The sequence below is a fragment of the Rhizobium sp. WSM1274 genome (assembly GCF_025200775.1).
GTDB lineage: Bacteria > Pseudomonadota > Alphaproteobacteria > Rhizobiales > Rhizobiaceae > Rhizobium > Rhizobium leguminosarum_I.
Genome location: NZ_CP104139.1, coordinates 64555 through 78148 on the forward strand (window position 1 = coordinate 64555; position 13594 = coordinate 78148).

At 61.2% G+C, this 13594-nt stretch carries 12 protein-coding genes; 4 read left to right on the forward strand and 8 right to left on the reverse strand.

Annotation, left to right across the window (positions count from 1 at the left end; genetic code table 11):
* Positions 1-9: 9 nt before the first annotated feature.
* From araD to N2600_RS24580, 5 genes are all read right to left on the reverse strand, one after another.
* A complete protein-coding gene (gene araD / locus N2600_RS24560; protein ID WP_260299153.1) occupies positions 10-1755 on the reverse strand; it encodes an L-arabinonate dehydratase in 1746 nt (581 codons plus the stop codon).
* Positions 1752-2606 carry a carbohydrate ABC transporter permease gene (locus tag N2600_RS24565; protein ID WP_222385955.1) on the reverse strand — a complete coding sequence of 285 codons (855 nt, stop codon included), beginning with the start codon at positions 2604-2606 and terminating at the stop codon, positions 1752-1754. The genes araD and N2600_RS24565 overlap by 4 nt, the downstream gene beginning before the upstream one ends.
* A 5-nt stretch (positions 2607-2611) precedes the next feature.
* Entirely contained in the window at positions 2612-3547 is a 936-nt protein-coding gene (locus N2600_RS24570) for a carbohydrate ABC transporter permease (RefSeq protein WP_260299154.1), read from the reverse strand.
* A 138-nt stretch (positions 3548-3685) separates the two neighbouring features.
* Positions 3686-4921 carry an ABC transporter substrate-binding protein gene (locus tag N2600_RS24575; RefSeq protein ID WP_260299155.1) on the reverse strand — a complete coding sequence of 412 codons (1236 nt, stop codon included), beginning with the start codon at positions 4919-4921 and terminating at the stop codon, positions 3686-3688.
* A 58-nt stretch (positions 4922-4979) separates the two neighbouring features.
* Entirely contained in the window at positions 4980-6056 is a 1077-nt protein-coding gene (locus N2600_RS24580) for an ABC transporter ATP-binding protein (RefSeq protein WP_260299474.1), read from the reverse strand.
* Between the two features lie 263 nt (positions 6057-6319).
* Here N2600_RS24580 and N2600_RS24585 point away from each other — a divergent pair, with 263 nt between their 5' ends.
* A complete protein-coding gene (locus tag N2600_RS24585; RefSeq protein WP_222385951.1) occupies positions 6320-7369 on the forward strand; it encodes a LacI family DNA-binding transcriptional regulator in 1050 nt (349 codons plus the stop codon).
* 176 nt (positions 7370-7545) lie between these two features.
* Complete coding sequence (locus N2600_RS24590; protein ID WP_260299156.1) at positions 7546-8604, forward strand: LLM class flavin-dependent oxidoreductase; 1059 nt, start codon at positions 7546-7548, stop codon at positions 8602-8604.
* A gap of 269 nt (positions 8605-8873) precedes the next feature.
* Here the strand turns inward: N2600_RS24590 and N2600_RS24595 are convergent, their stop codons facing one another.
* The gene (locus N2600_RS24595; protein ID WP_260299157.1) at positions 8874-9218 is read right to left on the reverse strand and encodes a YkgJ family cysteine cluster protein; all 345 of its coding nucleotides are present in this window, start codon (positions 9216-9218) and stop codon (positions 8874-8876) included.
* A gap of 135 nt (positions 9219-9353) precedes the next feature.
* The gene (locus N2600_RS24600) at positions 9354-10583 is read right to left on the reverse strand and encodes a flavin monoamine oxidase family protein (protein ID WP_260299158.1); all 1230 of its coding nucleotides are present in this window, start codon (positions 10581-10583) and stop codon (positions 9354-9356) included.
* A 100-nt stretch (positions 10584-10683) separates the two neighbouring features.
* On the opposite strand from N2600_RS24600, the gene N2600_RS24605 reads away from it, so the two are divergent.
* The gene (locus N2600_RS24605; protein WP_170280907.1) at positions 10684-12225 is read left to right on the forward strand and encodes a cation:proton antiporter; all 1542 of its coding nucleotides are present in this window, start codon (positions 10684-10686) and stop codon (positions 12223-12225) included.
* A gap of 65 nt (positions 12226-12290) precedes the next feature.
* Here the strand turns inward: N2600_RS24605 and N2600_RS24610 are convergent, their stop codons facing one another.
* A complete protein-coding gene (locus N2600_RS24610) occupies positions 12291-13349 on the reverse strand; it encodes a LacI family DNA-binding transcriptional regulator (protein ID WP_170255469.1) in 1059 nt (352 codons plus the stop codon).
* 60 nt (positions 13350-13409) lie between these two features.
* On the opposite strand from N2600_RS24610, the gene N2600_RS24615 reads away from it, so the two are divergent.
* Positions 13410-13592 (forward strand): hypothetical protein, encoded by a 183-nt coding sequence (locus tag N2600_RS24615; protein WP_260299159.1) that lies wholly within the window; start codon positions 13410-13412, stop codon positions 13590-13592.
* Positions 13593-13594 lie beyond the last annotated feature (2 nt).

Below are 13594 nucleotides of genomic sequence, written 5' to 3' on the forward strand. Positions count from 1 at the left end.
GTCGTCTCCTCAGTAAATGGCAGGATCGGGCACGGCGGCCGTTCCACTTAAGAAATCGAAATCGCAGCCCTGATCGGCCTGGCTGACATGCTGCTGGTAAAGTGCCGCGAAAGAACGCTGGTAGGCCGGCGGCGCGGGCTTCCACTCGGCGCGCCTGCGGGTAATTTCCGCCTCGTCGACCTGCATGTTGATCGTCCCCGCCTCGACGTCGAGTTCGATCAGGTCGCCGGTCTTCAAAAGCGCCAGCGGTCCGCCGATGGCGGCCTCGGGAGAGACATGCAGAATGCAGGTGCCGTAATGCGTACCGCTCATGCGGCCATCGCAGATACGCACCATGTCGCGCACGCCTTGCTTCAGAAGCTTTTTGGGGATCGGCAGATTGCCCCATTCCGGCATGCCGGGGGCGCCGACCGGGCCGGCGTTGCGCAACACGATGACCGTGTTCTCGGTGATATCCAGATCGGGATCGTCGAGCGTTTTGTTCATGACGCCGGGATTGTCGAAGACGATAGCCGGGCCGAGATGCTTGAGGAATTTCGGATTGGCCGCAGAGGACTTCATGACGGCGCCGTTGGGCGCCAGATTGCCGCGCAGCACTTCCAGTGTCTTGCCGCGCGACAGCGGCACCACCGGATTGTCCTCACCGCGAATGACATCGTCGTTCCAGCAGTCCGCGCCGGCGATGTTTTCGCCGAGCGTTTGGCCGTTGACCGTTAGCCGGGCGAGGTCGAGGTGACGGGAAAATTTGTTCAGCAGCGCCAGCAGACCACCGGCGAAATAAAAATCCTCCATCAGGTATTCGCCCGATGGAAAGACATTGGCCGCGACCGGTACCTTGCCGGCCATCGCTGCCATGTCGTCCAGCGACAGATCGACACCGGCGCGGCGCGCCATCGCGACCAGATGGACGGCCGCATTGGTGGAGCCGCCGAGCGCCATATAGGCGACGAGGCCGTTGAGAAAACTCGCCTTATCGAGAATGTCGGACGGCTTCAAATCTTCCCAGACCATCTCGACGATGCGCACGCCGCAGGCTGACGCCATGCGCGGATGGCCGGAATCGCTCGCCGGGATCGAGGACGCGCCGGGCAAGGTCAACCCCATCGCATCGACGATCGAGGTCATGGTCGAGGCCGTGCCGATCGTGTTGCAGGTACCGGCGGAGCGGGTCATCCGGCTTTCAAGATCGACCCAGTCATCCTGCGTGATGTTGCCAGCACGAAGTTCGTCCCAGTATTTCTTGGTATGCGTCCCTGCCCCGGTCTTGACGCCGCGCCACTGTCCGTTCGACATCGGCCCGGCCGGGCAATAGATTACCGGAATATCCATGGAGATCGCGCCCATCAACAGTGCCGGCGTGGACTTGTCGCAGCCGCCGAGCAGCACGGCACCATCGACCGGATGGGAACGCAGCAGCTCCTCGCATTCCATCGCTAAAAAATTGCGATAGAGCATGGTCGTCGGCTTCACCATCACCTCGCCGACCGAGAGGGCCGGCATCTCGACAGGATAGCCGCCTGCTTGCCAGACACCGCGCTTCACCGCCTCGGCCCGGTCCCGCAGATGCGCGTGACAAGGACTCATCTCGCTCCAGGTGTTGATGATGCCGATCACCGGCCGGCCCATGAACTCGTCGCGGCGCATGCCCATCTGCTGCGTGCGCTGCCGATGGGCAAAACCGCGCATGTCGTCGGAGGCAAACCAGCGCTGACTGCGCAGATCGGCGAGATCGCGTTTTTTCTTCACGTCGCTCATCCCTTGATCCCGCCGGCTGTCAGGCCGGAGACAACGCGCTCCTGGAAGATGACGATCAGGATGGCGACCGGCACGATGCCGACGACGAGTGCTGCCGAGATGACGGGCCAGGGAAAGGCGAACTCGCCCTGATAGAGCTGGATGCCGACCGGCAGTGTGCGCAGCGACGGGTTTGAGTTGAACGAAAGCGCCAGCAGGAATTCATCCCATGCGTTGACGAAGGCAAGGATGCCGGCGGTGAATACACCGGGTGCGCAGAGCGGCACCACGACCTTGAACAAGGCCCCCATCCGTGTGCAGCCGTCGATCATCGCGGCATTTTCCAGATCGCGAGGGATACCTTCGAAAAAGGACACCAGCATCAAAGTACAGACCGGGAGGCTGAGCACCGTGTAGGGCAGGATGAGCGCTGTCCAGCTGTTCAGGAGATTGAGCGCCCGCATGATCTCGAACAGCGGCACCAGCAGCGTCACCAGCGGGAATGTCGAAACGGCGATGATCAGCGACAGGATCAGCCCGCGATAAGTAAGGTTGAGCCGAGCGAGCGCGTAGGCCGCCAGCACCGAGACCAGCAGCGTCAGCGCGGTCGAAAGCAGCGCCACCATGAAACTGTTGAACAGGAAGATGTGCAACGGTTGGTCGGAAAAGGCCTGCACGAAGTTCTGCACGGTCGGCGCATGCGGGATCCAGCTAATGGGCTTCGCCGTCAGCTCGGCTTCCGTCTTCAGCGAGGTGAACAGGATCCAGAGCGCTGGAAACATGCCGTTGATCAGAAGAATTCCGGCGGCGATCAACCGCAGCGGCTTGCCGGACAGGAAGGATGTCGAAGCCGAAGCCAATGTCATGCTCATGGCGATTACTCCTTGGTCCGGATCATACGGAGGTAAACGGCCGTTACGCACATGGAGAGCGCGAACATGACGACGGCGAGTGCCGACCCGTAGCCGAGATCGAGGAAGGACACGGTGTTTTGATGAATGTACATCGCGAGCGTCGAGGTGGACGTGCCAGGCCCGCCGCCTGTCATCATGTAGGGAATATCGAAGGTCTGCAGCGCGGTGATCGTGCGGAAGATCAGCGCGACGACGATCGACGGCTTCAGAAGCGGCAGCGTGATCTCGAAGAATTGGCGCAGCCGCCCGGCGCCATCGACATCCGCAGCTTCGTAGAGCGAACGCGGAATGGTCTGCAGGCCGGCGAGAATGATCAGCGCCATGAAGGACGAGGTCTTCCAGATGATGGTCAGGCAGATGGCGGCGAAGGCCCAGTTCGGGGAGTTAAACCAGATGATCCCCTCGAAGCCGAGACGGTTCAGCACGTCATTGACAACACCGTATTCCGAATGGAAGAACCAGGCGAAGATCAGGCCGGCGAAGGATAGTGGCAGCGCCCAGGGGATGAGCAGCGACAGACGGACCGGCCACTGCATCGCAAACGGGAGGTTCGCCATCAGGGCCAGACCAAGCCCGACCAACAGAGCGCCGGGAACGGTAATCAGCGTGATCAACACCGTGTTCCAGGTGGTTTCCCAGAAGACCGGGTCATCGATCATCAACCGGTAATTGTCCAGCCCGGCAAACTCGGCCGGCAGGCCCGAGGTCAGAGACAGATTGAAAAAACTGGTATAGACGAGCCGGCAGACCGGGTAGACGATGATCAGCGCCAGGAGAATTGCGGCCGGAAATAGAAGCAGTACGGCCAGCGAACGGTCGCTGAGGTCGAGCCAGCGCGTCCAATTGGCAGGTTGGGCTTCCTGTGCGTCTGTCGCTTTGAACGTGGTTGTCGTCGCCATGGTTTCGTTCCGAAACATTGAGAGGGTCGGACAGCGAGGCTTTTTGCCTCGCAACCGAAAGGTCGCTCGTCCCACCCCTTGAGAAGCTCTCCCCTCCCGAAAGACAGGGAGGGGATTCCGCGAGAGCTTAAGGGGTCCTCACCGCAGAATGCGCTTCAGACGTGCCTCGATCTGGTCGGCGCCATCTTCCGGCGTCGTCACACCGGCAAGAACGGCGTTGACCGTCGTGCGGATCACTTCGCTCACTTCGTTGTAGCGCGGCGTCACTGGACGCGGCTTGGCGGTCTCGACCACCTGCAGCGCATCTGCAAACCAAGGTGCGCTCTTTGTCACTTCAGCGTCCTGGTAGAGACCGGCATAGGTCGGTAGGAGCGAGCCGTTGATGGCCATGAACTTCGAAACGTCTTGCGAAGACAGGTATTCAACCAGCTTCTTCGCCTCATCCTGATGTTCGGAATAGGCCGACACACCCCACTCCCAGCCGCCGAGGCAGGTCGCCTGTTCGCCGCCGGTCATGGCCGGTAGACGGGCGACGCCGACTTTGCCGGCAACGGCCGATTCTTTGCCCTGAGCCTGCGCCCAGGCATAGGACCAGTTGACGGCAAAGATCACATTGCCGGCCTGGAACTCCTTGCGCGTGTCGTCGGTGCCGACTTCGGCGATATTCTTCTTGGAAACGCCCTCGTCGGCAAAGCTCTTCCAGAGGCCGAGCGATTTGATCGCCGCATCGCGATCGAAGGTCAGGCGACCGTTGTCGGTCAGCACCTTGCCCTGGCTCCAATACGGCAAGAGGAAGGTGCAGACGGCGCCCTCGATCGCCTTGCCCTGGAACGACAGGCCCTGGAGATTGGCATTTCCTTCGCCTTCGGCAATTTTCCTGGCAGCAACCTTCAGCTCATCCCAGGTCTTGGGTGGCTCGATGCCGTATTTCTCCAGAAGGTCCTTGCGATAGTAGAGGAACTGCGAATCCGCGAAGGCCGGCAGCGCGATCACCTTGCCACCGACCGTATTGGCGCCCGCATAGGCCGGCAGGTAAGAGGACATGTCCTTGCCGGGGAAATCGCTGGTCCAGCCGGCAGCGGCAAACTGCGCCGGGCGGATGACGTCGAGGATCAAGACGTCGAGCGAGGTGTCCTTGGCCGACATCACGGTATTGAGATACTGCGCCTGGGCTTCGGACGTGTTGCCGCCTGTCTCGATCTTGACCTTCACATCCGGATTGGCGGCTTCATACTTGTCGAGCGCCTTGCGCCAGACGTCCGGCTGGTGCTGGCTGGAGATGTAGATGGTCAGCGCCGTCTCGGCTGCCGCCGGCATCGCGAAGGTCAGCATCGTGCCGCAGATCAATGCACCGGTTAATTTCGAAAAAGTCATGGTTTCCTCCCGTTTGGTTTGTGGTCGCGCGGTCTTGGCATTCTCCCCGCACGGGTCGTCAATGGACGGCGCGTTCTGTTGCGGCGTCAAAAAGATGAATTTTCGTGGGGTCCACGCCGATCTTGAGCATTTCGCCAGCCTTGACCCGCGTTTCCGGCGGCATGCGGGCCGTCAATGTCTCATTGCCCACGGCAAAATGGACCAGCGTATCGGAGCCAAGCGGCTCAACAACCTGAACTTGGCAGGTGAGCGCAACGTCAAGCGCATTCGCGCTAAAGTGTTCCGGGCGGATACCAACAATGAACTCGCGACCATCGACAGCCCCGGCATGACCGGCGGCGCGGATCGACGACAGGGACAGACGGTCGCCATTGGCAAAGACCAGGCTGCCGACATCCGCCTTGGCTCTCGCAAAATTCATCGCGGGCGAGCCGACGAAACCGCCGACGAACACGCTCGCCGGGCGATTGTAGACCTCGTCGGGCGTTCCGACCTGCTCGATCTCGCCGCCGCGCAGAATGACGATCCGGTCCGCGAGCGTCATGGCCTCGACCTGATCATGCGTAACGTAGATGATCGTTGTGCCGATTGCCTGATGCAGTTTCTTGATTTCGGTGCGGACCTGACCGCGCAATTTTGCATCCAGATTGGACAACGGCTCATCGAAAAGAAACACCTGCGGACGGCGGACGATGGCGCGGCCCATGGCGACACGCTGACGCTGGCCGCCGGAGAGCTGACCAGGTCGGCGGTCGAGCAGGTGGGCAATGCCAAGCATGCTAGCGGCCTCGCCGACACGCACCGCAGCTTCACCGGCATTGATGCCGCGCACCTTTAGGCTGAAGCCCATATTCTCGCGCACGGTCTTGTGCGGGTACAGCGCATAATCCTGAAACACCATGGCGATATCGCGCTCGCGTGGCGCAAGCCTGTTGACGACGCGATCGCCGATCCTGACCTCGCCGCCGGTGATCGATTCCAAGCCGGCCACCATGCGCAGAGTGGTGGATTTGCCGCAGCCGGAGGGGCCAACGAAGACCACGAACTCGCCGTCGGCGATCTCCAGGTCGATACCCCTAACGATCCGAAGGGCGCCATAACTCTTATCCAGCGCCCGCAGGCTCACTCCCGCCATTTCAACCTCCCGGAGATGGCACCTCATCCCGTGCCCATCGCTACTTCGTGACCGAATAATAGCGCTACGATTTTTGTTTTGCAAGCGGGAGTGCTCAAAATCGGTTCGCGAGGTGCTGGCAAACCGACGCGGAAGCGGCATATTTTGCGATTTCTCGAGTTATCTCTGATAATTAAGTTATTCTCTGCCAATGGGAATTGTTCCGCAGAAATCCATGGGCTATCATGCCTCGAGATAATAGCGCTATCATATCGACAGGAAGAATGGTGGATACTCGACGCTCCGTTAAGCCCACACGCAAACGCCGCAAGATGCAGCGTGTCACGATGATGGATGTCGCGGCTCGGGCGGAGGTTTCACCCTCTACCGTCTCGCTCTATCTGCGCAAGCCGGACGCCGTATCAGCATCGGCCAGCGAAGCGATCGCAAAATCCATCGAAGCTCTCAACTATGTGCCGAACCTGATGGCGGGAGGGCTCGCCGCCGCCTCTTCCCGCGCCGTCAGCATCATTGTGCCATCGGTGCGAAATGCCTTCTTCGCCGAAACAGTTGCAACCATGCAGGCGGAACTGGGTAAGGAGCGGCTGCAGGTTCTGCTCGGCCATACCGAATATAGCGAGCGCGAGGAGGAAAACCTCGTGCGCATGGCGTTGTCCTGGGCTCCGGCAGCGATCGTGCTGACGGGGCTCAGCCACAGCAACGCAACCAGAAAGCTCTTGCGCGAAAGCAGCGTGCCGGTGGTCGAAATCTGGGAACTCGGTTCGGAGCCGATCGATATGGCCGTCGGCTTCCACCACGAACAGGTCGGCCGGTCAGCCGCTGCTCATCTCGTCCAGCGCAACCGTCGCAAGCTCGTCTTTCTGGGGGCTCGCCTGCAGGAAGACAAGAGAGCCGCGCACCGGGCCGAAGGATTTGTCGAGGAAGCCCGCAAGACCGCAGGCGTCACTGCCGAAGTCATCAAGCATCCGGCGCCGTCGAGTGCGGAAGTGGGCGCAATGCTGCTTGGTGAAACCATGCGCACGTTTCCCGATGTGGACGGCATCGCCTGCTCCAACGACCATGTGGCGCTCGGCGTGATCTTCGAATGCCAGCGGCTTGGCATCGACATTCCGGGGCAGCTCTCGGTCGTCGGCTTCGGAGATCTGAGCTTTAGTGCCGCTTCCAACCCGTCCCTGACCACCATCCGCCCGCCTGGAGATCTGATCGGCACCGAGGCGGCACGTCTGATCCTTGAGCGCAGCGCGCATGGCGGAGAGAGGACCCCCACGGTGATCGACACCCGTTTCACCCTGCTTCATCGGCAAAGCAGCTAGCGGTAAAACAACGCAACGATCGAAAATATGATCTACAAACGGAGGAAGATCAAAAGTACCATTTCTTCCCCTATTTCTCGAACGGCTGCTACGACTCGCGAGCACGCGCAAGGCCGCGCCGCAAGAACAAGAGAATCCGCGCCGCACATGGCGCTACAGCATGGGAGACATCATTTATGACCAAAGCCTGCGAAGTCAGCTGGTTTTCTGCTCTATGTGATGACGACTACGAGTTTCTCGGCGTCCCCGATCCGCAGTTGCAATCGAGCTTCGAACACTGTCGCGATATCGTGCTGCAGGCTGAAAGCAGCGGCTTCGACAATATCCTGCTTCCCTCGGGGTATGCGCTGGGCATTGATACCACTGCCATTGCCTCAGCGATGGCCGTGCTCACACGCCGCATCAAGCTGCTGATGGCTGTCAGAATCGGCGAAAGCTGGCCGCCGCAACTGGCCCGCCAGATTGCCACCATCGACCGCATGGCCGGTGGCCGCCTGTCGGTCAACATCATCTCCAGCGAAATGCCCGGCGAAACTCTTGCGAGCGGCCCACGTTATGCCCGCACAATCGAGGCCATGTCGATCCTGCGCACGCTGCTTGACGGAAAGCCACTCGATCACGACGGCGCGTTCTGGAAGCTGAAAGTCGATCCGCCGCGGATCGCTCCGCTGTCGAGTCGCTGCCCGCAATTCTATTTCGGCGGCCTCTCAGAGGACGCTCGAGAGGCGGCTGCGGTAGGTGCCGATATCTATCTGATGTGGCCGGACCGCATGGAGGTCGTGCGCGAAACGATCGCCGATCTTCGCAGCCGTGCGGAAAGGCGCGGCCGGATGCTCCGGTTCGGTTACCGCGTACACGTCATTGTTCGTGAAACAGAAGCAGAGGCGCGAATTGCCGCGGACCGTCTGCTGTCGAAGCTCGACGACTCGGCCGGTGCGGCGGTCCGCGCCAAATCGCTGGACAGCCAATCGGTGGGCGTGCGGCGCCAGGCGGAACTGCGCGAGCAGGCCGGCGACGAGGGCTATGTCGAGGACAATCTCTGGACAGGGATCGGCCGGGCTCGTTCCGGCTGTGGTGCTGCGATCGTCGGCGATCCGGACCAGGTTCTTGCAAAGCTGCGAGCCTACCGGGCGGAAGGTATCGAAGCTTTTATCCTCTCGGGCTACCCGCACATGGCCGAGGCCGACCTCTTTTCCCGTCACGTCTTATCTCGATTGTATCACGGCCCACTTTGATGGAACGCTATCGGCAACAAGCCCAGCGTCGGAATTTAAATTGGGCCCGCAGCACCTCGGGTGCGCGGCGTTAGCAATCATGTTCGCCTTGAGAGGAAACGAACCGGCAACCTTCACCCTCCCCTGTGCGACCGCCATCCCAAGCTGCTCCGAAACCTAGTTTTTGAGGCGTAACACCGATTTATGGAGCTGGAGATGGCGGACTCTTTTTAGCTCGCTCATTCTGTCTCGGCGCGGCCGTGTCCAACCCGCGGAGTCGAGGTGGCATCTCAGTTGACTGGCAAACGCGCATCGAAGTGACCGGGCGGCAAACTTGGCTGACCGATCCCGAAGAACTCGCGGGCGGTCAAGCAAGCGCCATCGCCTGGGACGCAGGCGCGGCAGACGTCGGGCCGAAGATCGTACACTTGACAGGATGTCTCTGAACCGACCCGGCCGACCAGAGCGGAGCAACGCGCACCGTCGCAACGCATTCCCTGCTCGTTTGCGGCTACGAGGTGCGCCGGCAGCAAATCGAGAGCAGCTTCCGTTTCGGTGGAAAATCTGGGCCAGCTCGACGAATAGGAGCAGCAGGCTCCGCAGCTTCGGCAATCGAAATCGATCAGTGATGTCATGACCCGCTCCTACCACACAAGCTGCCAATGATAAAGCTGTAGGCTAACCGCTTCCCTTGGAGCGAGGGCATCCATTTCACCTCGTCCTGGCATTAGGCGGTGAAATTCGACCTTAAGGGGTCAGTGGCCGGAATATCACGAGGGTGGTAGAACAGCTGCAGCCTGGTCGGCGGCCCGCAAGCCGCTTTCCCATGCGCCATGCGCGGTCGAAAAGTCCGACTGGTGCGTCGCCTCGCCGGCGAAAAACAGCCGGTCGCCGACCGGGCGCGCCAGGACTGCGCGTGCGTCGGCATGGCCGGGCAACGCATGGCTATAGGAGCCGCCTATCCAATCGGTACGACACCAGGAAGAGGCTGCCAAGGGCCGCAGGTGGCGGCGGATGTTGCTGCCGAGCAGCGATGACAGCTGGTCGAGTGCGAAGGCAAATGCCTCCACCAAACCCGCGCGCTCGATGACGACAGCGCCATTTCCGCCGAAGAAGCCTTCGATGATCGGCCGGCCGAACGGCCGGATATAATAGCTGCCGGTCTCGGCATTCTGCGGGTCGCCAAGCAGATGGGTTTCCGGCTCGAGGCCATGATTACCATGGACTTCCAAAAACAGCTTGTCTGCGAGGCCAAGCGGCAGCCGACTTGCGGCATGGAGGTGATCGTCGGCCTCCGGGTCGAAGATAATGGCTCCGCGGGCCAGAACGGTGGTCGATGCGGTGATGATCACGGTACGTGACGTGACAGGACCGCGGTCGGTCTCCAACTGGACGCCGTTCGCGGTCAATGTCACGCGTCGTACGGGCGTCGAAAGGTGCAGGGCCACGTTCGGAACGGCCGCGCTGATCAGACTTCCATAGCCTTCATGCACCCGCCAATTGGCATCGGTCGCCGTATCGTCATAGGCAAGAAAGTCGGTGACCGACAGCAGATCGAGCGGCACGCCGTTCATATATCCGCTGAGGGACTGGCAGTAGGCGTTCCATTTGCCATCTGGCTCCAGGGCGTCCGACGCCCTGTCGCTGGCGGGGGGATTAGCCCGCATCCGCTCCTCAAGAGCGGTCCATGCCGCCGCCGCGGCCGCGCGCTCCTCCTGCGTGAAGCCGAGATCGCGCCACTGGCTTTGCCACGCCGTCGGCCCGCGCTCGATGTTGAACCCGGCGGCACGGCCGATAGCGACGAGAGGATTGCGCTCAGCAGAATGCAGCCAGCCACACCCCATATCCAGCGGCATTCCGGCCAATTCGATTGTCCAGGCTCGTCCGCCAACGCGATTGCTGGCCTCCAGGATGATGACCGAGCGGCCGGAATCGGCCAGCCCTTTTGCTGCTGCTATGCCGGCCGCGCCAGCGCCGACAATCGCAACCTCGTAGTCCATGATCGCCCTCCGCCGCTGCATCAGCAGCTTGATACGACACAAGTTTTACATCGGGGCCGCACCCGCTTCAATGTGCTCGAAAGCCTGCTAGTATGCTGAAATGACGTTCTTCGAAACACTCGTTGCATTGCTGGCGGTTGCCATCTTGTTGCTGCAGGTGACGCGTCGCACGCGCCTGCCCTACCCCGGCATCCTAGCTGCCGCCGGCGTCGCGGTGGCGATGCTGCCCGGCGCACCCACGATCCCCATCGATCCGCCGACGGCGCTTGCCCTATTCATCGCCCCCGTCCTGGTCGACTCGGCTTATGATTTCCCGGTGGGTGCGGCCCGGCGCATGCTGGTGCCGCTGTTCTTCTATGCTGTTGTTGCGGTTCTCGTCACGACAGGCGTGGTGGTGTCGATCAGCATGCTGACAGTCGGGCTTCCGATTGCGGTTGCGGTCACACTCGGCGCAATCGTTGCACCGCCTGATGCCGCAGCCGCCACGGCGGTCCTTTCCAATTTGCCCATCGCGCGCCGTGTGGATGCCCTGCTCAAGGGGGAAAGCCTGTTCAACGATGCAACCGCACTGCTGCTTTTCGGGGCCGCGCTCACGGTCCAGGCGCGGGGTGGGCTGGATGCCGGGACGGTGCTTCAGGTGGGGTTTGCCGCACCTGGAGGGATCCTGTTCGGCATCGTCTTCGGCTTTTTCGTCTCGCGGCTTCGACCGATAACCGAAAATACGGTTGGTGGGACCCTGCTTCAGTTCGTCTACGCTTTTTCGACCTGGCTGATCGCCGAGCATCTGCACCTGTCGGCTGTCCTTGCCACGGTAGCGAGCGCAATGACCATCGCCGCCCTCTCTTCGGTCGAGGATTCGCCACGGATGCGGGTGCATTCCTTCGCGGTCTGGACGACGGTCGTCTTCCTGCTGAATGTGGTGGCTTTCCTGCTGATGGGGCTGCAGGCGCGCCGCATCCTTGCGATGATGTCGACTGAAGAGCTTCAGCGGGCGATGGGATTTGCCGCCATCGTGGTGGTCGGCGTCATCCTGGCGCGAATGGCGATGGCGTTCCTGCTTCACGCCGTCGTCGCGTCTCGCCACCGAAGCGGCCATGAATTGGCGCCTTTCACATCCGGAGAAACCTTGCTGGTGGGTTGGGCCGGTATGCGCGGCCTCGTTACGCTGGCGACGGCTTTCGCTCTCCCTGCCGATTTTCCGGAACGGGACCTGGTCGTGCTCACGGCCTTCACGGTGGTGCTCGCAACCCTGGTCATTCAGGGGGCGACCCTGGCACCGATGATCCATTTCCTGAAGCTCGGTCGGCAGGCAGAGGTCCGCGATGAACTTAGGGCTGCCCGAAGATCGCTCGCAGAAGCGGCCTTTCAGCGGCTTGAGAAGGAAGACGGTACTGAGGCCGAAGCGATCCGGACGATCTGCAAGGATCATTGGGCCGCATCAAACGATGCAAACAAGACCTCGCCGCTCGATCGCCGCCGTCACCTGACGATCGCTGCCGTTCTCGCCCAGCGCCAGCGCCTCGAGGAATTGCGCGACACAGACCAGATTGGCGCGACGCAATATCTCGAGCTGCAGGAAGACCTCGACTGGAAGCAGCTTTCCGTCGGCTCCGATGAGGATCGCCGCATCACAGAAAGCTAGATCCGATAAGGCGGTTGTCGACACGCTGCTTCGTCAGACCTGCGTTTCCGATGAGGCAGGACGCATCACTCGATATCTTTCAGCGCATCGAGCGGGCCGGTCAGTGCAGTGCGGGGTGGAACGAGCGTCGGCCGCACCAGATGCGTGATTGGCGGGCGGCGGTCTGCATCGAGGATCGCAAACCCCTTGGTGATCATCGCCTCGCTGTCCTGCCGGATCATGAAGACGGGGAAAGGGAGGAAAGAGCCGAACGGGTCGTAGTCATAGCAGCCGACGATGATATCGGCGAAGGTCTCGTGCGGGTGCAGCGCGAGGAAGCGCATCAGCCCTTCGAGATTGATCGAGGAATTAACGAAGAATGCGCGCGGCAGCTTTCCGTGGCCTTCGTAGAAGGCTTCGAAGGCACGTGCCGTCGTGGCGGGGGAATAGCCGGTCGGCTGTATGCAGACGTTGGGATCCGCGCCCAGCAATGCGCGCTTTACGTCGCGGAAACCGCGAATTCGCTCATGGCTGGCATGGTCGTTGCGGCCGCCGAACAGGTACAGATCGTCGGGTGAAAGTGGGCCATCCTCCTGCGCGCGCTCGATGATCGCCTGTGTCAGCATGCGCGCGCCTTCATAATTGTCGCTGATGATCGACGGCGCCAGCGTGCCCGGCAGATCGATGTTGACGTGCTTCAGCCCTGCCTTTTCGCAAACCTTGTGCACCCCATCCGGATCGGTTGCGCCGGCGATGAAAAGCTCGTCGATCGAATAGGAGATCAGCGTCTCGACGACCTTGCGCTCCTCCTCCGGATCGCGACAGGCACTGACGACAAGGGGACACTGGCCGCGACTTCTGACCTGTGCCTCGAAAGATTGCGCCATGGAGGAGAAATAGCGGTTGTCGTGCACCGGCAGCAGAAGACCGACGAGGCCGGAGCGGGACGAACGCAGGCCGCGGGCCTGCAGATTTGCCGTATATCCGTGCTCGTTCGCGAGGTTCTGAATGAGCTGGGCCGTCGCCTCCTTGATACGCCTCTTCCGCCAGCTTCCGTTCAATACGGCGCTTACGGTGGAAGCCGACGCTCCCGATAAGATCGAGAGATCGTAGATCGTCGCCTTTTTCTTGCTGATGTCTGCCATATCTCGCCTTTTCCGCTGTCGTTCCCTTAGAAACAAACCCCTCTTGACGAAAGCCATACCTTGATCGATAGTTATTGCACCATCGATTGTGCAAAAAAGAAAGATCGATTGCGCAAAAATGGTTCGCCGGAGGAGGCGGGACGGGAGGCAAGGGTATTCCCTCGCCGTGAAGCAACCAAGAACAACCTGCCGCAAAGCGGCCGGTGGTCGTCGTTCGCCATGAGCGACCTTGAGGAGGAGTGAAG